The following is a 22,138-nucleotide window of genomic DNA, read 5'->3' as shown; positions in this document are numbered from 1 at the left end:
ATGTTGAATTGTACATACAAAAATTTTTATGAATAAATAATTGAATTTCCTTTTCTTATTTTAGAAAAAGTCGTTTCATGAGAATTTCCACCTTTTATTAAGCGCTTTCTTTTCTTGGGATATACTCTCGGTGTCAATAAAAAAGAAAAGGAGTGGAAAAATGAAAAAGAAATGGTTCTCGTTGTTGATGGTTGTAATGTTGTTGTCGTCGGTTTTCCAACCGACACTCTTAGCCTTTGCGAGTGATCGATCCTCCAAAGAAGCGACCTCGCGTCCGGCTGTTGCGATTGATTTAAGTGGCACTTCGCCAGCAAAAGATGAAAAAACATGGAACGAATGGGCAAAACTCCGAGGATTTACGGATACCCTGACTGCCGAACATAACGTATTTGATAATTTAGTTCTAGCGGATTATTTAGACGTGATGGAAGGGCCAAGTACGTTACCCCTCAGTACCCGATTTGCCCGTTCAAAAATTGCACCGATCATCCAAGCTACCGCCTTTGCTGAATTTACCCGACCCTACTTAAAAGAATCAACCAAAGAGACAGCTGTCAGCCAATTGTACCGTTTGACTTCGACAAGTATCCTAAGGCAGTCGATCAGCTTGCTCGGTGATGCCATTGATGCTCCAGAAGACCCCGTTGAGATTTATCCGACCACCAAAATCGAGTTGGCTAGCTGGATTACGGTCCAAAACCAGTTCCTTGAATACATACAAACAACACCAGAACTATCTGGATATGAGATGCGAACCGGCACAGACGGTATGAGCGGATTGTTCGTTCCTAAAGACACGAATGATCAAAGTCTATTAGTTTATCCAGATACTTCACTGAATGAATACTTACCGGGAAATGAAAAATTACCTCCACGGATCGGCGCCCTGAAACAAATCAATTTTTCTCCATATAATGGTCCAGGAACACCCTATGTCAATGTGACCATGAGCTATACCGCCTATGATCATCGCCAAGAACTATACACGCAATATGATATTCGGGGCATCACGATTCCCTTGGAGACGGACTTTGATACATTTTTAGCAGAAATCGCCACACCTGAACAAGCCTTGGAACTGGTCAAAGAATACTCGTCCGTCCAATTTGGAGCAGTAGTCCCAACAGATGTCGATTCCGTCAATGACATCGGAAAAGAAATCACCCGTCAGATGATCGATGAGCGGGATGCGCTGATTGATCAATTGCCTGATACGTTTCAGACCAATCTATTCCGGATCGCAGCGAAAGCCAATGACAAAGAAGTTGTCATTGATCGGGAAGGTGAGTTTGTGTATCGGGGAACGCAAGAAATTGTTCCCTTAGACCAAATCGACATCGGTTTTAACCAAGAAATCATCTATACGATCCGCAAAGTGCAAAGCTTTTTCGGTGTCTATTGCAACTACTATGCGTTAGCCGATGGCTTGTTTGATGAAGAACGCACGAATTCTTTGCCAAAGAGTTTAGATGACACCACCATTGCAGCGATTTCTGAAGTCGGTGGTAGTGTATTGAAGCACTTACCAAATTACGAAAATACCGACTGGGTCATCAAGCAGTCCCAATTGAAGCTCGAACCAGTGGATATCTTGCTCATCGCCATGTGCTTACCATGGTCTGAAATGATTTCTGTCTTACAAGCAGTTGAATCCGAAGAAGTTATCCTAGCAGCGATTGAAGTCGAAGAAGCCGAAGCCGCTCGCGTATTGGAAGCGGAAAAGGCTCTAATCACCAAAGGGTGTCCAAATGAAGCCTTGGTAGAGAAGTTACCAACCACCGAATACTATAACCGTAAAGCCTTGCGCCATGTGGCGGGAGAGGTAAGACCGGGGAAAGATGGAAAATTGACTATATCAGGTGCTCATTCGCGCCATCCTGATTTTTATAATCCGGAAAGTGGGGTAGTTTATAAACCGACAGGAACGGTGGTGGAAGGAAAACCTTTTAAATCCGATGTGAGTTATGGGAAAGATTTCAAGAGAGCAGGATCTACCGTTTTTCCAGATAATTGGGATGCAGAAAAAATTACTAGTGAGGTTGAAAGGATTGTAGAGAAAAATGTCACAAATGTTCCAGGTCCACAAGATTATATTGAAAAGGAAAGCAGTGGTAATTTTGAAATAAAAATACATGTGAATGTAAAAGCAAATGGAAAGGTAAACGTTGTGACAGCGTACCCATTTATAAATTAGAGTTAAGAGATTAGAAAATATTTATAATTTACAACAAAATAATAAAGACTAATAACTCTAAAAAAAATTGAGTTATTAGTCTTTTTCAGATATTTTAGAACTGTTCACACTTCAATAATTTTTTTGTGTATTTATGGTACCTACTATATAAAATATTAAGGCTATTATAGAAAGCTTAATCTAGAGGGTTTTTAGCAAATTTTTAAACGAAAATAAAAAAACATTTTGTGAAATAATTAAATTAAGTCTATAGATAAAGTATTATTTTTTTACAAGAGTCTTTCTGTCATTTTTTTGTAATTGACTGAGCATTAAGTACACCATTTTGAATATTCAGGAGTGGATTTGTCGTAGCCCGCGTTCTTTGGAATCAAGGGCTTCAGATTGGAATTTTTCAGTGGAATAATGATCACGCCAGTAATATAGATTATCTAACTGATATTGATGAATAATAGCTAAAGTAGGGTTATTCAATCGCTCTCTTAAATCAAGATAATCAATATTCAACATCCATTTACTGTAAAAATCTCCATGTATACCAAAGCTTATGTTATAGGGAGAACAACCAAATAGAGGAATATCTTCATAGCAAATCTCATATTCTTCCTCTGGATCATAAGGACACTCAGCAAGAAAATGTCCATCACTTGGACCAAAATCAATAAATGAATCATCATGGGTCACAGTTAGTCGAGAATCTAATTGATTTAACTGAGTTTCTAGAAATTCCGTATTCTTTTCTACAGCGGCCAAAGGTCGATGCTTAGGGTCAGTGAAGGTGATTAGTCGACTACTTTTTCTACCTTCACCGATCATCTGTGAAGTTCTTTGATAATGAGATGCGATTGTTTGTTGGAATTGTTCTTCTGGAAATAAATCCTTCCAGTAAGATAAGTTTTTTGCTTGATAAGTGTGAATAACAGTTAATATCAAATCGTCAATTGCTTGTAGCGTTTTTCGATCCGAATGATTTACTTTTCCGTAATGTTCATCAATTTGTTCGCCATAAGGTGTAAAACAATAGAGCGTATAAAATTGATATTTCAACCGATACTCCGAATACACAAAATGTTCCATTGGATGATCTGGCACACGAGGATCCCAGTAAATCGACGAAAGTTGTGGAAAGACCTCTGGACCATAATCAATAAAGTTATCATTATGTATCAGAGTCAAATCTGGATCGATTGCTTGAAATTTTTGTGTGAGTTCTTCTGTGATTTTTCGAATCTTGGCTTGTGGTCGACGATTGGGATCGACAAAGGGGAAGAAGGTCATAATCGTTTTTTCCTTTCTATCTATAAAAATTTTTTTAATTAAATTATGACATGTAAATAAGGAGTGTTGGGGACTGTTTTTTTCGTCAATCAGAAAAAAGTAGAGGTTTATAATGAAACAAGCAATACCTGCCTAATTCAAAGTTAAATAAGCTTTATATGATTTTTAGCGCTTGTGGTGTTTCTCAAATTTGTATTTATTCTACTAGTGGAAAACATTACTATTGTTGTTTCTATGAGGCATTGAGTGCGAGGTATAGCGGAACTTTCGTAGTAACTGGTGGTATCAGCATATCCTATTTTAAAATAAATATATACTCTGAAGTAAAAGATTTTCTAATGACATGGGTGAATAAGAAACGCAGATGTGGGACTTATTAATTAACTATAAAAAGACTAATGTCAAAACTATTTTTCAAGCTTTGATATTGGTCTTTTTATTTATCGGAATCTATTTAAAGTTTTTTTCCAAGCCTGCTTAAACCTCTTTCTTTATATTCATTGATTTTTTTTTGAAACATTTCAGGTGTATACACAGTACGCCAATAATATAAATTGTTCTGTTGATATTGATAGATGATAGCTAAAATTGAATTATTCAATTGTTCGCTTAAACCAAGGTAGTCCGTATTAAACATCCATTCGTTATAAAAATCCCCATGTATTCCATAGCTTAATTGATAAGGGGAACAACCAAATAAAGAAATACCGCCGTAACTAATTGTATACTCTTCATTAGACAAATAACGTCTAGGATCATCTGGCTCGTCTTCCTCTGGATCGTAAGGGCACTCCGCAAGAAAATGACCGATATCTGGATCAAAATCAATGTATGAGTCATCACGAATCACGGTTAATCGAGAATCTAATTGATCTAACTGAGTTTCTAGAAATTCCGTATTCTTTTCTACAGCAGCTAAAGGTCGATGCTTGGGGTCAGTGAAACTAATTGGTGAACTAATTAGTTCGCCAGGTCCAATAGATTGCGATACTCTCTTGTAGGGTTTTAACTTCTCCTGTTCAAATTGTTTTTCTGTAAATATATCTTTCCAATAGAGAAGGTTATGAACTTGATAGTCATGAATGATTCTTAGGAGAGTCTGTTCAATCATTTTTAAAGTTTTTCTTCGCGAGTCTGCATTCCCTCCAGGGCTTCTATAATATTCGTAAATTTGTTCATCATAAGGCGTAAACCAGTAAAGAGGATAGCCGCCATATCTAAGCAGATACTCCGAATACACAAAATGTTCCATCGGATGATCTGGCACACGAGGGTCCCAATAAATTTTCGATAGCTTTGGAAAGACCTCTGGACCATAATCAATAAAGTTATCATTATGTATCAAAGTCAAATCTGGATCGATTGCTTGAAATTTTTGTGTGAGTTCTTCTGTCATTTTTCTGATCTTGGCTTGCGGTCGACGATTGGGATCGACAAAGGGGAAGAAGGTCATAGGTATTATTCCTTTCTATTCAAGGTTTTTTATTTGAATCATAACATGTTAAAAGGCATTCTAAAGAATTTTTTTCGTAAAAGTCGAAGTGAAGAGAACTTGAGTAAAGCGATAATAAACATCTAGGTTGGACACCTATTTAAGCATTAAATCGGTTTTCTTATCATAGTAAAGAATAGTGTTGCTTGGTTATTATAAGCACCACATTTTCTTATATTTATGAATTTCATACTGGAATTCCTCTGGAGAATACTGATCACGCCAATAATATAGATTAAAAATCATATAAATTGAGATAATATTATCAATTTGATTTATGAATTCTTGACTTAACCCAAGATACGTTGTGTTAGGAATGCCTCCCTCGTAGAAATTACCATGATAACCGTAGCCTAATTGAAAAGGATAAAAGCTGAATAGTAGAATATTATCATAATAAATTTTATATTCTTCACCACATAATTTATTTATCGGATCGTTAGGATCATCTTCTTCGGGATCATAGGAACATTCAGCTAAGAAACGACTTATTTTTGGTTCGAAATCAATATACGAATCATTGTGAGAAATAGTTAATCGAGAATCTAATTGTTCTAGTTGAGTTTTCAGAAATTCAGTATTCTTTTCTACAGCAGCCAAAGGTCGATGCTTGGGGTCAGTGAAACTAATCGGCGAACTAACGAGTTCTCCTGGTCCAATGAATTGTGATGGACGATTATAAGGTTTTAACCTTTCCTGTTCCAATTGTTTTTCTGTAAATAAGTCATTCCAATAGAACAGGTTATGCACTTGATAATCATGAATGACTTTTAAGATAGCTTGGTCAATCACTTTTACTGCTTGTCTAGAAGAATCTGAAGCCCCGCTCGGTTTTCTATAATATTCGTAAATTTGTTCATCATAAGGCGTAAACCAGTAAAGAGGATAGCCGCCATATCTAAGCAGATACTCCGAATACACAAAATGTTCCATCGGATGATCTGGCACACGAGGGTCCCAATAAATAGTCGAAAGTTGTGGAAAGACCTCTGGACCGTAATCAATAAAGTTATCATTATGTATCAAAGTCAAATCTGGATCGATTGCTTGAAATTTTTGTGTGAGTTCTTCTGCCATTTTTTTGATCTCTGCTTGTGGTCGACGGTTGGGATCGACAAAGGGGAAGAAGGTCATAGTTACTATCCTTTCTGTTCAAGATTTTTTTAGTTCAATCATAAGATGTTGAATTAATTCAACTTCCATGTCTTTTTATAGTTACGCACTATTTTTTGGAAATCTTCATAGGAATAATTGTTGCGCCAGTAATATTTATTATAGAGCATATATTTCCTCATAATCACTTCGATCGCATCATCTAGTTCCTTACTAAGTCCAAGGTACGTAACATTAGCAATCCCCCCATTAAAGAAGTCGCCATGAAAACTAGTTCCTATACTATAAGGAGAAAGTCCGTAAATGGCTGTCTCATTAAAATAAATGTGGTAATCATAGTGAGATAAGTAACGTCTAGGATCATCTGGCTCGTCTTCTTCAGGATCATAAGGACATTCCGCAAGAAAATGGCCAATATCCGGACCAAAATCAATATAAGAATCATCATGAATCACCGTTAATTGAGAATCTAAGTGATCTAATTGAGTTTCTAAAAATTCGGTATTCTTTTCTACAGCAGCTAAAGATCGATGTTTGGGGTCAGTGAAACTAATTGGCGAACTAATGATTTTTACTGGTCCAACGAATTGTGATAATCGTTTATAAGGTTCTAACTTTTCCTGTTCAAATTGTTTTTCTGTAAATAAGTCTTTCCAGTAGAGTCGGTTACGCACTTGATAGTCATGAATGATTCTTAGGAGAGTCTGTTCAATCATTTTTAAAGTTTTTCTTTCTGGATCTGGAGTTCCTCCAGGTTTTTTATAAGTTTCGTAAAGCCATTCACCATAAGGAGTAAACCAGTAAAGAGGATAGTTTTTATATCTAAGTTGGTACTCCGAGTACACAAAATGTTCCATCGGATGATTTGCCACGCGAGGATCCCAGTAAATCGACGAAAGTTGTGGAAAGACCTCCGGACCGTAATCAATAAAGTTATCATTATGTATCAAAGTCAAATCTGGATCGATTGCATGAAATTTTCGAGTAAGTTCTTCTGTCATTTTTTTGATCTCTGCTTGTGGTCGACGGTTGGGATCGACAAAGGGAAAGAAGGTCATAATCGTTTTTCCTTTCTATGCTATAAAAGTTTTTTAAATTAAAGTATGACATGTAAATAAGTAGTGTGGGGGCCTGTTTTTTCGTCAATCAGAAAAAAGTGGAGGTTTATAATGGAACAAGCAATACCTGCCTAATTCAAAGTTAAATAAGCTTTATATGGTTTTTAGCGCTTGTGGTGTTTCTCAAATTTGTATTTATTCTACTAGTGGAAAACATTACTATTGTTGTTTCTATGAGGCATTGAGTGCGAGGTATAGCGGAAATTTCGTAGTAACTGAAGGTTAAGTCAACTTGAGAGAGGTTCAAGGTTCTTCTCTAGTATTGATTCAAATAAAAAAGATGCTGGCAAATTTCACCAACATCAAAAAATATAGATACAATTACTATTTGTTATGGTATTTAAAAAATTGTAGCTGTAGTGGGATGATGCAAGAAGTTTTCAACTAACTGCGCATCTTCATCATCTTTCGAAATAATGATCGTTGTATCAAAGCCAGCAATCGTACTAACGATATGAGGCGGTTTGATTTCATCTAAGACAGCAGCGAACAATGGTGCGTTGTCTGGTAAGGTGTGGACGATAGTCAAAAAATGAACTCGTTCCACTTTTAACACGATATCTTCAATCATCTGGATCAAACGTTTTTCATCTTCGCTTTTTGATTCAGCTGTCTCCTTTTCTTTGAACAGGACAAAATGGGAAACACCATTTTCATCAGGCGCCTTGACGATTTTTAAGTCACGTATATCTCTTGAAATCGTCGCTTGAGTCGCAGATACACCCATTTCAGTCAGCTTAGCTAACATTTCATCTTGTGTACGGATCGTATAATCTTCAATGATTTGTTTAATCAACAAGTGTCGCTCAGTTTTTCGCATTTTAGTTCTCCTTTAACGAAACTTTTCACAAGTATCATAACAAAAAAACGTTGAATTGCCCATCTTTATTTTCCAGTTACCTGTTTATTTTTTCACGAATTCCTTATAAAAAAACAAAGAAATAAAATAAAAAAATGAGAGGGAGAAAAAGAAGACACAAAAAATTAAGTAAGTTGATTTTTTTTCTTGAATTTTATGCCCAATTCAGTTAAACTATTGAATGTTGAGCAGAAAAAGATCACTTTGGTGTATCTTGCGTCACTACTCAATAAATCCACATTCTTGTTGGATCGTTGGTCGGTGCTTGTAAAAGTTGGCTAGCGAGTTGGAAGACAAGAAGAGGGAAAATAAAAACCAAATCGGAGGAAACAAACATGGCAGTAATTTCAATGAAACAATTACTAGAAGCCGGCGTACACTTTGGTCACCAAACGCGTCGCTGGAACCCAAAAATGAAGAAATACATCTTCACAGAAAGAAACGGAATCTACATTATTGACTTGCAAAAAACAGTTAAATTAGTAGATGCAGCTTACGATTACATGAAGAGCGTAGCAGAAGAAGGCGGCGTTGCTTTATTCGTAGGTACAAAAAAACAAGCACAAGAAGCAATCAAAGATGAAGCTACTCGTGCTGGACAATACTTTGTAAACCACCGTTGGTTAGGTGGAACATTGACAAACTGGGATACGATCCAAAAACGTATCGCTCGTTTGAAACAAATCAATGCAATGGAAGAAGATGGAACTTTTGCAGTTCTACCTAAAAAAGAAGTTGCTGGTTTGAACAAACAACGTGAACGTCTTGAAAAATTCTTAGGTGGTATCGCTGATATGCCAAGAATCCCAGATGTAATGTACATCGTTGACCCACGTAAAGAACGCATTGCCGTTCAAGAAGCACACAAATTGAATATCCCAATCGTAGCAATGGTTGATACAAACTGTGATCCAGATGAGATCGACGTAGTTATCCCATCAAACGACGACGCAATCCGTGCCGTTAAATTGATTACTTCAAAAATGGCTGATGCTTTCATCGAAGGAAATCAAGGGGAAGATCAAGTAGTTGAAGAAGATTTTTCAGCAGAAAACACAGCGACTTCAATCGAAGAAATCGTTGATGTTGTTGAAGGCGACAACTCTTCAGCAGAATAATTTTTAAATGATGGAGCTGTTTCAAAGGCTAGGCGACAAGCCTCACTCTCCTTTGAAACAGCTTTTTTTAAAGAAAAAGCATACAACTAGGAGGAAGAAAAAATGGCAGACGTTACAGCTAAAATGGTAAAAGAACTACGCGACATGACTGGCGTAGGAATGATGGACGCGAAAAAAGCATTGGTTGAAGTTGAAGGTGACATCGAAAAAGCAGTAGATCTTTTACGTGAAAAAGGAATGGCTAAAGCTGCGAAGAAAAACGATCGTATCGCCGCTGAAGGTCTTGCTTCAGTTGCAGTGAAAGGTAATACTGCAGCAATCGTTGAAGTCAACTCAGAAACAGACTTCGTTTCTAAAAACGAAATGTTCCAAGACTTAGTAAAAGAAATCGCTGAACTAGTTGCTGAAAACAAACCAGCTGACATGGACGCAGCAATGAAAATCAAAACATCAAAAGGAACAGTTGAATCTGACTTGATCGAAGCAACACAAGTTATCGGTGAAAAAATCAGCTTCCGTCGTTTTGAAGTAATCGAAAAAGATGACAACGCTGCATTTGGCGGTTACCTACACATGGGTGGACGTATTGCTGTATTAGCTGTTTTAGAAGGTACAACTGACGAAGCAGTAGCTAGAGACGTAGCGATGCACGTAGCAGCGATCAACCCTCGTTATGTAAACGAAACACAAATTCCTGAAGCTGAATTAGATCACGAACGTACAGTCTTGACTGAACAAGCATTGAACGAAGGCAAACCAGCGAACATCGTTGAAAAAATGGTTGAAGGACGCTTAAACAAATTTAAAGCTGAAATCGCATTGGTTGACCAACCATTCGTTAAAGATCCTGATATGACTGTTGAAAAATTTGTTGCTTCTAAAGGCGCAACTGTGAAATCATTTGTCCGCTTTGAAGTCGGCGAAGGTATCGAAAAACGCGAAGATAACTTTGTAGAAGAAGTAATGAACCAAGTGAAAAAATAATCCGGTTTATAGACTTGATCAATGGGACGATGTTTGGGGCAAAGAAAATGAAGATCATTCTCCGTTTTCTTTGTGCCCCCATCGATTCCATCGCTTATTTGAATGAAATGAGGAGCAGCGACATTCGTCACAGCTCTTTTTTTTAGGGCAAGAGATATCAGGAGCATAGGTATTTTCGTGCCTAAACTATCTGGATATGGTAGAATGTCAATAGAAAATATTGGAGGAATGAACATGGTCACACCAAAATATCAGCGTGTCGTCTTAAAATTAAGTGGAGAAGCTTTAGCTGGAGATGAAGGGTTTGGAATCAAACCACCAGTTATCAAAGAAATCATCCAAGAAATCAAAGAAGTCCACGAGTTAGGCGTAGAGATGGCAATTGTTGTCGGCGGTGGAAATATCTGGCGCGGTCAAATTGGCGCACAAATGGGGATGGAACGTGCACAAGCGGATTACATGGGCATGTTAGCAACTGTGATGAATGCTTTAGCATTACAAGATACATTAGAAAATGTTGGTGTTCCTACACGCGTACAAACCTCAATTGAAATGCGACAAATCGCAGAACCATACATCCGTCGTAAAGCAGAGCGTCATTTAGAGAAAGGGCGCATCGTTATTTTTGCCGGTGGTACTGGAAACCCTTATTTTTCTACAGATACAACTGCGGCATTACGTGCAGCTGAAATTGGCGCTGATGTTATTTTAATGGCTAAGAACAATGTTGACGGTGTTTATTCTGCCGATCCAAAAATCGATTCAACAGCAGTGAAATTCGATGAATTGACACACATGGAAGTCATTGCAAAAGGATTACAAGTAATGGATTCAACTGCTAGTTCATTGAGTATGGACAATGATATCCCGTTACTTGTGTTCAATCTTAATGAACATGGAAACATTCGCCGAGCAATCTTAGGTGAAAATATCGGAACAACCGTAAGGGGGAAATAAACAATGGCAGATGCAATTATGACAGAAGCAAAAGACAAGATGCAAAAAGCAGCACAAAATCTACAACGTGAACTTGGACAGATCCGTGCCGGCCGTGCGAATGCGAGCTTATTAGATCGTATAACTGTTAATTATTATGGCGCACCAACACCATTGAACCAATTAGCATCGATCCAGATCCCAGAAGCAAGAGTATTGATGATCACACCATTCGATAAAAGTGTGCTTCAAGACATCGAAAAATCGATCATGGCAAGCGACATCGGTATCAGCCCAACAAATGACGGAAATGTGATCCGTTTAGTCATTCCTCAGTTAACAGAAGAACGTCGGAAAGAATTAGCGAAAGACGTGAAAAAAGAAGCTGAAAATGCGAAAATCGCTGTCCGTAACATTCGTCGTGATGCAATCGATGAGTACAAGAAACAACAAAAAAATGGCGATATCACAGAAGATGATTTGCGTGACTTAGAAAAAGAAGTGCAAACTCTAACAGATGATAGTATCAAAGAAGTAGATCGTATCGTTGCAGACAAAGAAAAAGAATTGCTTGAAGTATAAGAATCAATAAAGACAGGTGGACAGTGTGAAGTGCTGTCTCCTGTTTTTTACTTTTTGACTAAGAAAAACTAAAAAATCCTTTGAATTTGCGTAAAAAAAGGGCTATACCATAGGAAATAACGATAGATATTGCTATAATGGTAAAGATAGTTGTAATTTTTTAGTATGGGAGGAAAAAGAATGTTACGTTTTTTTCCGCAAAAAAACAAATATATTCAAGAAAAAAGTGAGCACCATTTTGATGCGCAGAGAGATATCCCGAAACATATCGCCATCATCATGGATGGGAATGGTCGTTGGGCACAAAACCGTCGTCTTCCACGAGTGGCTGGCCACAAAGAAGGCATGGAAACCGTTAAGAAAGTCACTAAAAAAGCTTCTCGACTTGGGGTAAAGGTGTTAACGCTCTATGCGTTTTCAACCGAAAATTGGAAACGTCCAAAAGAGGAAGTCAATTTTTTGATGCAATTACCTGTAGACTTTTTTGATACGTTCGTCCCTGAGTTGATTGCTGAAAATGTCAAGGTACAAGTGATGGGCTATGAAGAACTTTTGCCGGAACATACGCAAGATGCAGTACGCCGTGCCATTGAACAAACCAAAGAAAATACGGGAATGATCTTAAACTTCGCACTGAATTATGGTAGTCGGGCAGAAATCATCTCTGCAGTCAAAGCAATCAGTGAACAAGTAAAAGAAAACGATCTTTCTACGGAAGACATCGACGAGGACATGATCGCGGATCATTTGATGACCGGTTTCTTACCTCCCGAACTTCGCGATCCAGGATTAGTCATCCGGACAAGTGGCGAAGAACGGATCAGTAATTTCTTATTGTGGCAGATTGCTTATAGTGAATTATATTTTTCAAAAGCCTTATGGCCAGATTTTGACGGCGCCCATTTAGAGGAAGCAATCGCTTCTTATCAACATCGAGACCGTCGTTTTGGTGGCGTAAAAAGTGTAGATAAAGGAGAACAATCATGAAGCAACGTGTGATCACTGCGGTCGTAGCATTGGCATTATTTATTCCGATCATTTGGATCGGAGGAATTGGTCTTGAGCTAGTAGCGGCTTTATTAGCAGTAGTTGGTGTCTATGAACTTTTTCGTATGAAAGGATTGACACTATTAAGTTTTGAAGGAGTTCTTTCTGCCATTGGTGCAGTTTTTCTTGTCCTGCCGAAAGAGCGCTGGTTTTTCTTTTTACCTGAACAAACAAATGAATTTATGTTGTTTTATTTGACTGTGATGATCCTATTGGGTGCCGCTGTCTTCTCAAAAAATATGTATACGATCGATGAAGCTGGTTTTCCAGTTGTTACTAGTTTATATGTCGGTTTTGGTTTTCAAAACTTTGTTAGTGCGCGTACAGAAGGAATCAACGTATTACTTTTTGGCTTGTTCATCGTTTGGGCAACCGATATTGGCGCATATCTAGTTGGTAGACGTTTTGGTAAGCGTAAGCTATGGCCAGATATCTCACCCAATAAAACGATTGAAGGTGCATTAGGGGGAATAGGTAGTGCGTTAGTTGTTGCCTTACTATATTTCTTACTTTATCCACCACAAGAATTGTTTGGACATGGCTTATTCGTCATGTTACTCCTAACGATCATTCTATCGATCGTAGGCCAATTTGGGGATCTAGTCGAGTCGGCAATTAAACGCCACTATGAGGTCAAAGATTCAGGGAACATTTTACCTGGACACGGTGGGATCTTAGATCGATTCGATAGTCTATTGTTCGTCTTTCCAGTCATGTACTTATTTGGATTGATATAAATAAAAATTCTGTAAAAGAAGCTTCCGAAGCCAAAAGTTTTTCGTCCGTCAATCAGACACGATCGGTAAGGAGATTCTTTACAGGATTTTTATTTTTTTACATTTTAATAGGTGCTTGGTGAAGTGTCGATAATATGGTAAAATTAAGTAGTTTTATTTTAACTGAATAAAAAATAATGATTAATGTAAAGGAGAATAGGATGAGAACAATTATCACGTTCATTATCGTTTTTGGCATCTTAGTGATCGTACATGAATTTGGCCACTTCTTCTTTGCGAAACGATCAGGAATCCTAGTTCGCGAGTTTGCGATTGGCATGGGACCTAAAATCTACGGTCATCAAGCAAAAGACGGCACGACTTATACATTGCGTTTGTTACCGATCGGTGGCTATGTGAGAATGGCTGGGAATGGGGACGACGAAACGGAAATGGCCCCAGGAATGCCGTTATCACTCTTGATGGATTCAGATCATGTCGTAAAGAAAATCAATTTAAGCAAAAAGATCCAATTGACCAATGCGATCCCAATGGAATTGATCCGTTATGATCTTGATGAAGCACTCACGATCACAGGTTATGTGAATGGTGATGAAACGCAAGAAGTAACGTATGCAGTGGATCACGATGCTTCGATCATCGAGGCGGATGGGACTGAATTGAGGATCGCACCGAGAGATGTGCAGTTCCAATCAGCCAAATTATGGCAACGAATGTTAACTAACTTTGCAGGTCCAATGAATAATTTTATTCTAGCAATTCTATTATTCATCGTATTAGCGTTCATGCAAGGCGGGGTGACTGTCACAAATACCAACCAAATCGGTGTTGTTACGCCAGACGGAGCTGCGGCTGCAGCCGGACTGAAAGAAAATGATGAAATTCTTTCAGTAGAGGGAAAATCAATCCAAACATGGAATGATCTGACAGCGATCATTACTGAAAATCCAGATAAACCACTTGATTTTGAAGTTGAACGAAATGGACAGGTTTCTTCTGTTGAAGTGACACCGAAAGCAATTGAGTCAAATGGTGAAAAAATTGGTCAACTTGGGATACAAGCGCCAATGAAAACTGGCTTCTTCGATAAGATCATCGGTGGAACACAACGTGCATTTAGTAGCTCTTTGGAAATATTCAAAGCATTAGGTTCATTATTTACCGGCTTTAGCTTGGACAAATTAGGTGGACCGGTGATGATGTTCCAATTGTCTTCTGAGGCAGCGAATCAAGGGATCATGACAGTCATTGGTTTGATGGCTATCTTATCCATGAATTTAGGGATCGTCAATTTATTACCGATTCCAGCATTAGATGGTGGAAAACTAGTCTTGAATATTTTTGAAGGTGTCCGTGGTAAACCACTTAGTCAGGAAAAAGAAGGCGTTTTGACGCTCGTTGGTTTTGGCTTCCTGATGCTATTGATGGTATTAGTAACATGGAATGACATTCAACGATTCTTTTTCTAGAAAAAGTAGGGTATAATGACATGCGTTAGATTATTTGAGGAATAAAGGAGTTTATATAATGAGACAATCAAAAATGTTGATTCCAACATTAAGAGAAGTTCCAAATGATGCGGAAGTATTAAGTCATCAAATCTTACTACGTGCCGGTTACATTCGTCAGGTTTCGGCTGGAATCTATTCTTATTTACCACTTGCAAATCGTGTATTAGAAAAATTAAAAACGATCATGCGCGAAGAATTTGAAAAAATCGGCGCAGTAGAAATGTTGATGCCAGCGATTTTACCTGCTGAGTTATGGCAAGAATCTGGTCGTTATGAAACATACGGTCCCAACTTGTATCGCTTGAATGATCGTAACGATCGTCAGATGATCTTAGGACCAACACATGAAGAAACATTTACAGAATTGATCCGTGATGAAGTCAATTCATACAAAAAATTACCTTTGAATCTTTATCAGATCCAAGCAAAATACCGTGATGAAAAACGTCCCCGTTTTGGACTATTGCGTGGACGCGAGTTTATCATGAAAGATGCTTATTCTTTCCATGCGTCTCAAGAGAGTTTGGATGAAACATACAAAGATTATGAAAAAGCTTATACAGAGATCTTTAAGCGTTGTGGTCTAGAGTTCCGCGCGATCATCGGTGACGGTGGGGCGATGGGCGGAAAAGACTCAAAAGAATTTATGGCAATCTCAGAAATTGGTGAAGACACGATTTGTTATTCAACAGAAAGTGACTATGCAGCAAATTTGGAGATGGCGACGAGCTACTATGTGCCAAAAAAATCCCATGAAACACAATTGGAAATGGAAAAGAAAGAAACACCAGATGTGAAAACCATCGAAGAGGTTGCAGCTTTCTTTGACGTTCAACCACAAAAAATCATTAAGTCTGTACTTTTCACAGCAGATGAGCAGCCTGTTCTAGTTTTAGTTCGCGGCGATCATGAAGTCAATGATGTGAAATTGAAAAACTTCTTAGGTGCAGATTTCTTAGAAGAAGCAACAGAAGAAGAAGCGAAAAACTATTTAGGCGCTGATTTTGGATCAGTTGGACCAATCGGTGTAGCAGAAGAAGTCAAAGTCTATGCGGATCGTCATGTTCAAGATCTGGCCAACGCGATTGCGGGAGCGAATGAAACTGGCTACCATTATATCAATGTCAATCCAGAACGTGATTTCAATGTCCTAGCATATGAAGACTTACGCTTTGTCCAAGAAGGCGATCCTTCGCCAGATAATAATGGCGTATTAGCCTTCACTCGAGGAATCGAGATTGGGCATATCTTCAAACTAGGTACACGTTACAGTGAATCAATGGGTGCTACTGTTCTTGATGAAAATGGTCGTGAAAAACACGTGATCATGGGTTGCTATGGTATCGGTGTGAGCCGTCTACTTTCAGCGATCGTTGAACAAAATGCTGACGAAAACGGTATTCACTGGCCAAAAGGCATTGCACCATTTGATTTGCATGTCGTACAAATGAACTTAAAAGATGAGTTCCAAACGAACTTGACGAATGAAGTGGAAAAAGCAATGAACGAAGCCGGTTATCAAGTACTTGTTGATGATCGCAATGAGCGTGCCGGTGTTAAGTTTGCTGATTCTGATTTGATCGGATGTCCAATCCGTATCACCGTCGGTAAAAAAGCAGTAGATGGCATCGTCGAAGTGAAAATCAAAAAAACAGGTGAAATGGTCGAAGTTCGGAAAGAAGAACTCGTAAATACACTACCGATTTTATTGAATCAAGGCGAATAAATAAGAGTGGAAAAGTCGTATCAGTCTTTTAGAAGACGGAAGCGACTTTTTCATTTCCTTTTCTTCAGTTAATGAACGGTGTTCAAGAAGCAACACTTCAATAATAAGCCAAAAAAATCAAAATGAAAAAGCCATTTTTCGATTTTCTTGTCTTATTCCTCAGTGCTGATCGCTTTTTTCACAACCTGATAAACGGTTTTCGAAAAGCTAACCTTCAACATTAAGCTGGAAAATTAAAAAATATGAAAAGCTATTTTCTGATTTTCCATCTTACTGCTCAGGTCAGAGCGCTTTTCTTACAACCTTAATGAAAATTTCCCTAAAAAGGGTTATACTAAATAGTATTGAAAAGTAAGGGTCGGAAATGGAATAATTTCTGGTCTTGACAGAAAGGGCGTATATTTTTGTCAGAAAAACGAGAGTTATTTGAGAAATTATTGGAGCAGATCCAATTAGAAGAAACAGAAAAAGCACATCCGCTTATTTCTGCTGGGGAAATGGAACAGGTGGTGGTCCATCGTAAATCTCGTCTGTGGGAGTTTACGTTACGTTTTCCAGCTATTTTGCCTGTGATGCTTTATCGCTCGCTGGTGCAGCATGTTATACTTGCATTCAAAGAAATTGCTGAGGTGAAAATCACAGTCCAAGCAGCGGATCAAACATTCGATGAACAACTCTTACAAGATTATTGGTCGCAAGCACTGGAAAGTCAGCAATGCGATACACCTTTAGTACAAAAGGTATTAAAGACGCAAGTACCAATGATCAAAGAGCATAAGGTGATTTTGCCTGTTGATGGTGAAGGAGCGATCGGCTATCTTAAACAACAATATCTGCCATTAGTAGAACAGTTATTTGTTAGTTACGGTTTTCCTAAGTTTCGAATCGAACCAGAAGTTGATGAGCAACAAGCAGAAAGAGTCCTAAAGCTTTTTGAAGAAAGACGACAAGAACAGGCTGAGGCGTTCATGAAACAAGCAGCTGAAAGCTTGATTGTTCATGAACAAAAGAAAAAAGAGCGCAAAGAGCAATTACCAGCGCTTGACGGGCCAATCCAGCTAGGTAGAAATATCCCGAATGATGAGCCTATCACACCGATGATCAATATCTTGGAAGAGGAACGCCGGGTAACGATCGAAGGCTACGTGTTCGATAAAGAAGTACGCGAGCTTCGTTCAAAACGTAAGATTTTGACATTGAAGATCACAGATTACACTTCTTCATTTATCGTCAAAAAGTTTTCAAATAATGAAAAAGATGAACAAATCTTTGAAGCAATCAGTACGGGTAGTTGGTTGAAAGTTCGTGGGAGTGTACAAGAAGACACGTTTGTTCGTGACCTAGTGATGAATGCCCAAGACATTTTAGAAGTCAAACATGCACCACGTAAAGATTATTCTCCTGAAGGGGAAAAGCGTGTCGAATTACATCTTCATAGTAATATGAGTACTATGGATGCAACGAACAATATTTCAGATCTTGTGGCACAGGCAGGTAAGTGGGGACATAAAGCAATTGCAATCACTGACCATGGCGGTGCACAAGCATTTCCAGAGGCACATAGTGCAGGGAAAAAAGCTGGTGTGAAGATCTTGTATGGTGTCGAAGCGAATGTGGTCGATGATGGGGTGCCGATTGCGTATAATGACGCCCATGATTCATTGAGTGAATCCACTTATGTCGTGTTTGACGTGGAGACAACAGGTTTGTCTGCTGTTTATGATACGATCATCGAGTTAGCTGCTGTTAAGATGTACAAAGGAAATGTCATCGAAAGTTTTGATGAATTTATCGATCCTGGACATCCCTTATCACGAACAACCATTGATTTGACAGGGATCACGGATGAAATGGTTCGCGGTTCAAAATCTGAGGAGGAAGTTTTACGCTTATTCTTGGAATTCTCAAAAGATGCGATCCTAGTTGCCCATAATGCGGCATTCGATATGGGATTTTTGAATACAAGTTATGCCAAATACAACATCCCTGAAGCAGCCAATCCAGTTATAGATACCTTAGAATTAGCTCGTTATTTATATCCACAATTCAAACGGTTTGGTTTAGGTGTACTATCCAAAAAATTCGGTGTTAGCTTGGAACAACATCACCGCGCGATTTATGACGCGGAAGCAACCGGACATCTGGCTTGGATATTTATCAAAGAAGCGATGGAAAACCACGAAATGTATTATCACGATCAGTTGAATGCCCATGTAGGTGAAGGTGATTCTTACAAACGGGCGCGACCTTTCCATGTCACATTACTGGCTAAAAACCAAGCTGGATTAAAAGACCTGTTCAAATTGATCTCGATGTCAAACGTCGATTATTTTGAACGCGTGCCACGAATCCCCCGATCACAGCTGAAAAAATTCCGACAAGATTTGTTAGTTGGCTCTGCCTGTGACAAGGGTGAGATTTTTGAAGCCATGATGCAAAAAGGGGTAGAAGAAGCACGTAACCGGGCGAAATTTTATGACTATATCGAAGTCATGCCTAAAGCTGTCTATGCACCACTCCTGGAGCAAGAGCTTGTCAAAAATGAACATGACTTAGAAGAAATCATTCGTAACTTAGTAGAAATCGGCAAATCATTAGATAAAATCGTTGTAGCGACAGGAAATGTCCACTACCTGAATGAAGAAGATGCGATCTATCGTAAAATCTTGGTCAATTCGATGGGGGGAGCCAATCCATTGAATCGTCACAGTCTGCCCGAAGTGCATTTCAGAACAACAGATGAGATGCTGACTGCATTCTCCTTCTTAGGTACGGATTTAGCAAAAGAAATCGTAGTTGAAAATACCAATAAGATTGCAGATATCTGTGAAGAAGTCGTGCCAGTGAAAGATGAATTATATACCCCTAAAATTCCTGGTTCGGAAGATGAAATCACGGATCTAAGTTATTCGAAGGCAAAACAAATGTATGGTGATCCATTACCGGATATCGTAGAAAAGCGTCTGAAAAAAGAGCTGGATTCGATCAATGGTAATGGCTTCTCAGTGATTTATTTGATTTCACAAAAGTTAGTGCATAAAAGTAATGAAGATGGCTATTTAGTAGGTTCTCGTGGCTCGGTTGGTTCTAGTTTCGTCGCAACCATGACAGGGATCACAGAGGTCAATCCATTGGCACCTCATTACTATTGCCCAGATTGTCAGTATTCGGAATTTTATGAAGATGGAACTTATGGTTCAGGATTTGATATGCCTGAGAAAAAATGTCCAAAATGCGGTACTCGTTTAAATAAAGATGGGCATGATATTCCGTTTGAAACATTCTTAGGTTTCCATGGCGATAAAGTACCCGATATCGATTTGAACTTCTCAGGGGATTATCAAGCAGAAGCCCATCATTATACGAAAGTATTGTTTGGCGAAGAATATGTCTATCGTGCGGGAACGATCGGTACTGTTGCGGATAAAACGGCGTATGGATTCGTTAAAGGGTTTGAACGTGACCACAACTTGCATTACCGCAGCGCCGAAGTGGATCGCTTAGCCAAAGGTGCTACTGGGGTCAAACGAACGACCGGACAGCATCCAGGAGGGATCATTGTTATCCCCGATTATATGGATGTATATGATTTCACGCCGATCCAATATCCGGCAGACGATCAGAATTCAGAATGGAAAACGACCCACTTTGATTTCCACTCGATCCATGACAATGTCTTGAAACTTGATATCCTGGGACACGATGATCCAACGGTGATCCGGATGTTGCAAGATTTATCTGGGATTGATCCACAAACGATCCCAACCGATGATCCAGAAGTCATGCGGATCTTTTCTGGACCCGAAGTCTTGGGAGTCACACAAGAACAGATTTATTCTAAAACAGGTACATTAGGGATACCGGAATTTGGGACACGTTTCGTTCGTGGGATGTTAGAGGAAACACACCCAACGACTTTTGCGGAATTATTGCAGATCTCTGGTCTTTCTCATGGTACGGATGTTTGGTTAGGGAATGCAGAGGAATTGATCAAACGTGGGGATGCGACGCTGGCTGAAGTAATCGGCTGTCGTGACGATATCATGGTTTATTTGATCCATGCTGGCTTAGATAGTGGGATGGCGTTCAAAATCATGGAGACGGTGCGTAAAGGATTATGGAATAAGATCCCTGACGAATTGCGTGAAACGTATTTGACCGCAATGAAAGAAAATAACGTACCTGACTGGTACATCGATTCTTGTTCGAAAATCAAATACATGTTCCCGAAAGCCCATGCGGCTGCTTATGTCTTGATGGCGCTACGGGTTGCTTATTTCAAAGTTTATTTTCCGATATTGTATTACTGTGCCTATTTTTCCGTTCGTGCAGATGACTTTAATCTTGTCGCTATGTGCAAAGGAAAAGAAGCAGTGAAAGAGGCGATGAAGGAAATCACGGATAAAGGCTTAGATGCTTCTGTAAAAGAAAAGAATCAGTTGACAGTTTTAGAGTTAGCCAATGAGATGCTAGAACGTGGCTTGAAATTCGGAATGATCGATTTATACAAATCCGATGCAGTAAACTTTGTGATCGAAGGAGACACGCTGATTGCGCCATTCCGTGCGGTACCAAGTTTAGGGGCCAACGTAGCGAAACAAATCGTCGAAGCTAGAAAAGATGGTCCTTTCTTATCCAAAGAAGACTTGGCAACTCGTGGGAAAGTCTCGAAGACATTGATCGAGTATATGACAGAAAATGGTGTCTTGAAAGATTTACCTGATGAAAATCAATTATCGTTATTTGATATGTTATAAAAGTCAACGTGAGAAATGAAAATGAATCAAAATGAAAGCAAAGATTAGTAAAGCTGGTTGCCAGTTGGTTCTAATGATATGGCTTGTCATTTAGAGTGATTTATGTTATAGTTATTCAAGGTAATGATACTAACTGTGAGTGAGCGGAATTTTCGCTCACTCTTTTTAATGGAATTACGGATCTAATTTTAAGGAGGCGAAATCTTTGAGTAGCGTCGTTGAAACAGTCACAGAAATGGTGACACCGATCTTAGATGAACAAAAGTTTGAGCTAGTAGAAGTAGAATTTGTCAAAGAAGGAAAAAGCTGGTTTTTACGGGTGTTTATAGATAAAGAAGGCGGAATCGACATTGAAGAATGCGCATTTGTCAGTGAAAAATTAAGTGAGAAACTTGATACGACAGAGCCAGACCCGATACCACAAGCATATTTCCTAGAGGTATCATCTCCAGGCGCAGAACGCCCTTTGAAAAAAGAGGCAGATTATGAAAAAGCACGAGGAGAGTATATCCATGTGTCTTTATATCAACCAGTTGACGGAGAAAAACAATACGAAGGTTTTCTCCAATCATTTGATGCTGAACAGCTTACATTGAAGATACGCATAAAGACACGGGAAAAAGAAATTGTTTTTGACCGTAAGAATATTGCCAAAGCTCGCTTAGCAATCCAATTTTAATCACGGA

Annotated in this window: 16 protein-coding genes; 11 read left to right on the top strand and 5 right to left on the bottom strand. The window is 38.8% G+C overall.

All coding sequences use genetic code 11. The features are described 5' to 3' along the window. The first annotated feature begins 160 nt into the window (after nt 1-160). On the top strand, nt 161-2,194 hold the full coding sequence (locus HZ311_RS01680; RefSeq protein WP_023519856.1) for an EndoU domain-containing protein: 2,034 nt from the start codon (nt 161-163) through the stop codon (nt 2,192-2,194). Between the two features lie 333 nt (nt 2,195-2,527). Here the strand turns inward: HZ311_RS01680 and HZ311_RS01675 are convergent, their stop codons facing one another. The 5 genes from HZ311_RS01675 to HZ311_RS01655 form a co-directional block, all read right to left on the bottom strand. Continuing rightward, the gene (locus tag HZ311_RS01675; protein ID WP_178946445.1) at nt 2,528-3,472 is read right to left on the bottom strand and encodes a hypothetical protein; all 945 of its coding nucleotides are present in this window, start codon (nt 3,470-3,472) and stop codon (nt 2,528-2,530) included. Nucleotides 3,473-3,926: 454 nt separating this feature from the next. Then, the gene (locus HZ311_RS01670; RefSeq protein WP_023519853.1) at nt 3,927-4,925 is read right to left on the bottom strand and encodes a hypothetical protein; all 999 of its coding nucleotides are present in this window, start codon (nt 4,923-4,925) and stop codon (nt 3,927-3,929) included. 192 nt (nt 4,926-5,117) lie between these two features. Then, nucleotides 5,118-6,098, bottom strand: a complete 981-nt coding sequence (locus HZ311_RS01665; RefSeq protein ID WP_023519852.1) for a hypothetical protein — start codon at nt 6,096-6,098, stop codon at nt 5,118-5,120. Between the two features lie 53 nt (nt 6,099-6,151). After that, on the bottom strand, nt 6,152-7,135 hold the full coding sequence (locus HZ311_RS01660; protein WP_023519851.1) for a hypothetical protein: 984 nt from the start codon (nt 7,133-7,135) through the stop codon (nt 6,152-6,154). Nucleotides 7,136-7,535: 400 nt separating this feature from the next. Further along, nucleotides 7,536-8,015: an arginine repressor gene (locus tag HZ311_RS01655; protein WP_010735183.1), complete on the bottom strand. Its 480-nt coding sequence runs from the start codon at nt 8,013-8,015 to the stop codon at nt 7,536-7,538. A gap of 374 nt (nt 8,016-8,389) precedes the next feature. Between HZ311_RS01655 and rpsB the strand changes: the two genes are divergently transcribed. The 10 genes from rpsB to rimP all read left to right on the top strand — a co-directional run bounded on the left by rpsB (nt 8,390) and on the right by rimP (nt 22,131). After that, nucleotides 8,390-9,172, top strand: a complete 783-nt coding sequence (rpsB, locus tag HZ311_RS01650; RefSeq protein ID WP_010735184.1) for a 30S ribosomal protein S2 — start codon at nt 8,390-8,392, stop codon at nt 9,170-9,172. A 102-nt stretch (nt 9,173-9,274) separates the two neighbouring features. Next, nucleotides 9,275-10,156 (top strand): translation elongation factor Ts, encoded by an 882-nt coding sequence (tsf, locus tag HZ311_RS01645; RefSeq protein ID WP_010735185.1) that lies wholly within the window; start codon nt 9,275-9,277, stop codon nt 10,154-10,156. 234 nt (nt 10,157-10,390) lie between these two features. Further along, entirely contained in the window at nt 10,391-11,113 is a 723-nt protein-coding gene (pyrH, locus tag HZ311_RS01640; protein WP_010735186.1) for a UMP kinase, read from the top strand. Nucleotides 11,114-11,116: 3 nt separating this feature from the next. Then, nucleotides 11,117-11,674: a ribosome recycling factor gene (gene frr / locus HZ311_RS01635; RefSeq protein ID WP_178946444.1), complete on the top strand. Its 558-nt coding sequence runs from the start codon at nt 11,117-11,119 to the stop codon at nt 11,672-11,674. Nucleotides 11,675-11,854: 180 nt separating this feature from the next. After that, entirely contained in the window at nt 11,855-12,661 is an 807-nt protein-coding gene (locus HZ311_RS01630; RefSeq protein ID WP_010735188.1) for an isoprenyl transferase, read from the top strand. Further along, nucleotides 12,658-13,458 carry a phosphatidate cytidylyltransferase gene (locus HZ311_RS01625; RefSeq protein ID WP_023519848.1) on the top strand — a complete coding sequence of 267 codons (801 nt, stop codon included), beginning with the start codon at nt 12,658-12,660 and terminating at the stop codon, nt 13,456-13,458. Before HZ311_RS01630 ends, HZ311_RS01625 begins: the two co-directional genes overlap by 4 nt. 200 nt (nt 13,459-13,658) lie before the next feature. Next, nucleotides 13,659-14,927 (top strand): RIP metalloprotease RseP, encoded by a 1,269-nt coding sequence (rseP, locus tag HZ311_RS01620; protein ID WP_062805088.1) that lies wholly within the window; start codon nt 13,659-13,661, stop codon nt 14,925-14,927. A 58-nt stretch (nt 14,928-14,985) separates the two neighbouring features. Further along, on the top strand, nt 14,986-16,695 hold the full coding sequence (locus tag HZ311_RS01615; protein WP_010735191.1) for a proline--tRNA ligase: 1,710 nt from the start codon (nt 14,986-14,988) through the stop codon (nt 16,693-16,695). A gap of 404 nt (nt 16,696-17,099) precedes the next feature. Next, on the top strand, nt 17,100-21,452 hold the full coding sequence (locus tag HZ311_RS01610; RefSeq protein WP_137072540.1) for a PolC-type DNA polymerase III: 4,353 nt from the start codon (nt 17,100-17,102) through the stop codon (nt 21,450-21,452). A 205-nt stretch (nt 21,453-21,657) separates the two neighbouring features. After that, nucleotides 21,658-22,131 carry a ribosome maturation factor RimP gene (gene rimP, locus HZ311_RS01605; RefSeq protein WP_010735193.1) on the top strand — a complete coding sequence of 158 codons (474 nt, stop codon included), beginning with the start codon at nt 21,658-21,660 and terminating at the stop codon, nt 22,129-22,131. The last annotated feature ends 7 nt before the right edge of the window (nt 22,132-22,138 follow it).

Source organism: Enterococcus mundtii (assembly GCF_013394305.1).
GTDB classification, from domain to species: domain Bacteria; phylum Bacillota; class Bacilli; order Lactobacillales; family Enterococcaceae; genus Enterococcus_B; species Enterococcus_B pernyi.
This window is presented reverse-complemented; position numbering and strand designations above follow the sequence as displayed.

Bases quoted from the DNA above. Each gene is read 5' to 3' on its own strand.
- HZ311_RS01680 (WP_023519856.1), top strand. From the start codon at position 161: ATGAAAAAGAAATGGTTCTCGTTGTTGATGGTTGTAATGTTGTTGTCG.
- HZ311_RS01675 (WP_178946445.1), bottom strand. From the start codon at position 3,472: ATGACCTTCTTCCCCTTTGTCGATCCCAATCGTCGACCACAAGCCAAG.
- HZ311_RS01670 (WP_023519853.1), bottom strand. From the start codon at position 4,925: ATGACCTTCTTCCCCTTTGTCGATCCCAATCGTCGACCGCAAGCCAAG.
- HZ311_RS01665 (WP_023519852.1), bottom strand. From the start codon at position 6,098: ATGACCTTCTTCCCCTTTGTCGATCCCAACCGTCGACCACAAGCAGAG.
- HZ311_RS01660 (WP_023519851.1), bottom strand. From the start codon at position 7,135: ATGACCTTCTTTCCCTTTGTCGATCCCAACCGTCGACCACAAGCAGAG.
- HZ311_RS01655 (WP_010735183.1), bottom strand. From the start codon at position 8,015: ATGCGAAAAACTGAGCGACACTTGTTGATTAAACAAATCATTGAAGAT.
- rpsB (WP_010735184.1), top strand. From the start codon at position 8,390: ATGGCAGTAATTTCAATGAAACAATTACTAGAAGCCGGCGTACACTTT.
- tsf (WP_010735185.1), top strand. From the start codon at position 9,275: ATGGCAGACGTTACAGCTAAAATGGTAAAAGAACTACGCGACATGACT.
- pyrH (WP_010735186.1), top strand. From the start codon at position 10,391: ATGGTCACACCAAAATATCAGCGTGTCGTCTTAAAATTAAGTGGAGAA.
- frr (WP_178946444.1), top strand. From the start codon at position 11,117: ATGGCAGATGCAATTATGACAGAAGCAAAAGACAAGATGCAAAAAGCA.
- HZ311_RS01630 (WP_010735188.1), top strand. From the start codon at position 11,855: ATGTTACGTTTTTTTCCGCAAAAAAACAAATATATTCAAGAAAAAAGT.
- HZ311_RS01625 (WP_023519848.1), top strand. From the start codon at position 12,658: ATGAAGCAACGTGTGATCACTGCGGTCGTAGCATTGGCATTATTTATT.
- rseP (WP_062805088.1), top strand. From the start codon at position 13,659: ATGAGAACAATTATCACGTTCATTATCGTTTTTGGCATCTTAGTGATC.
- HZ311_RS01615 (WP_010735191.1), top strand. From the start codon at position 14,986: ATGAGACAATCAAAAATGTTGATTCCAACATTAAGAGAAGTTCCAAAT.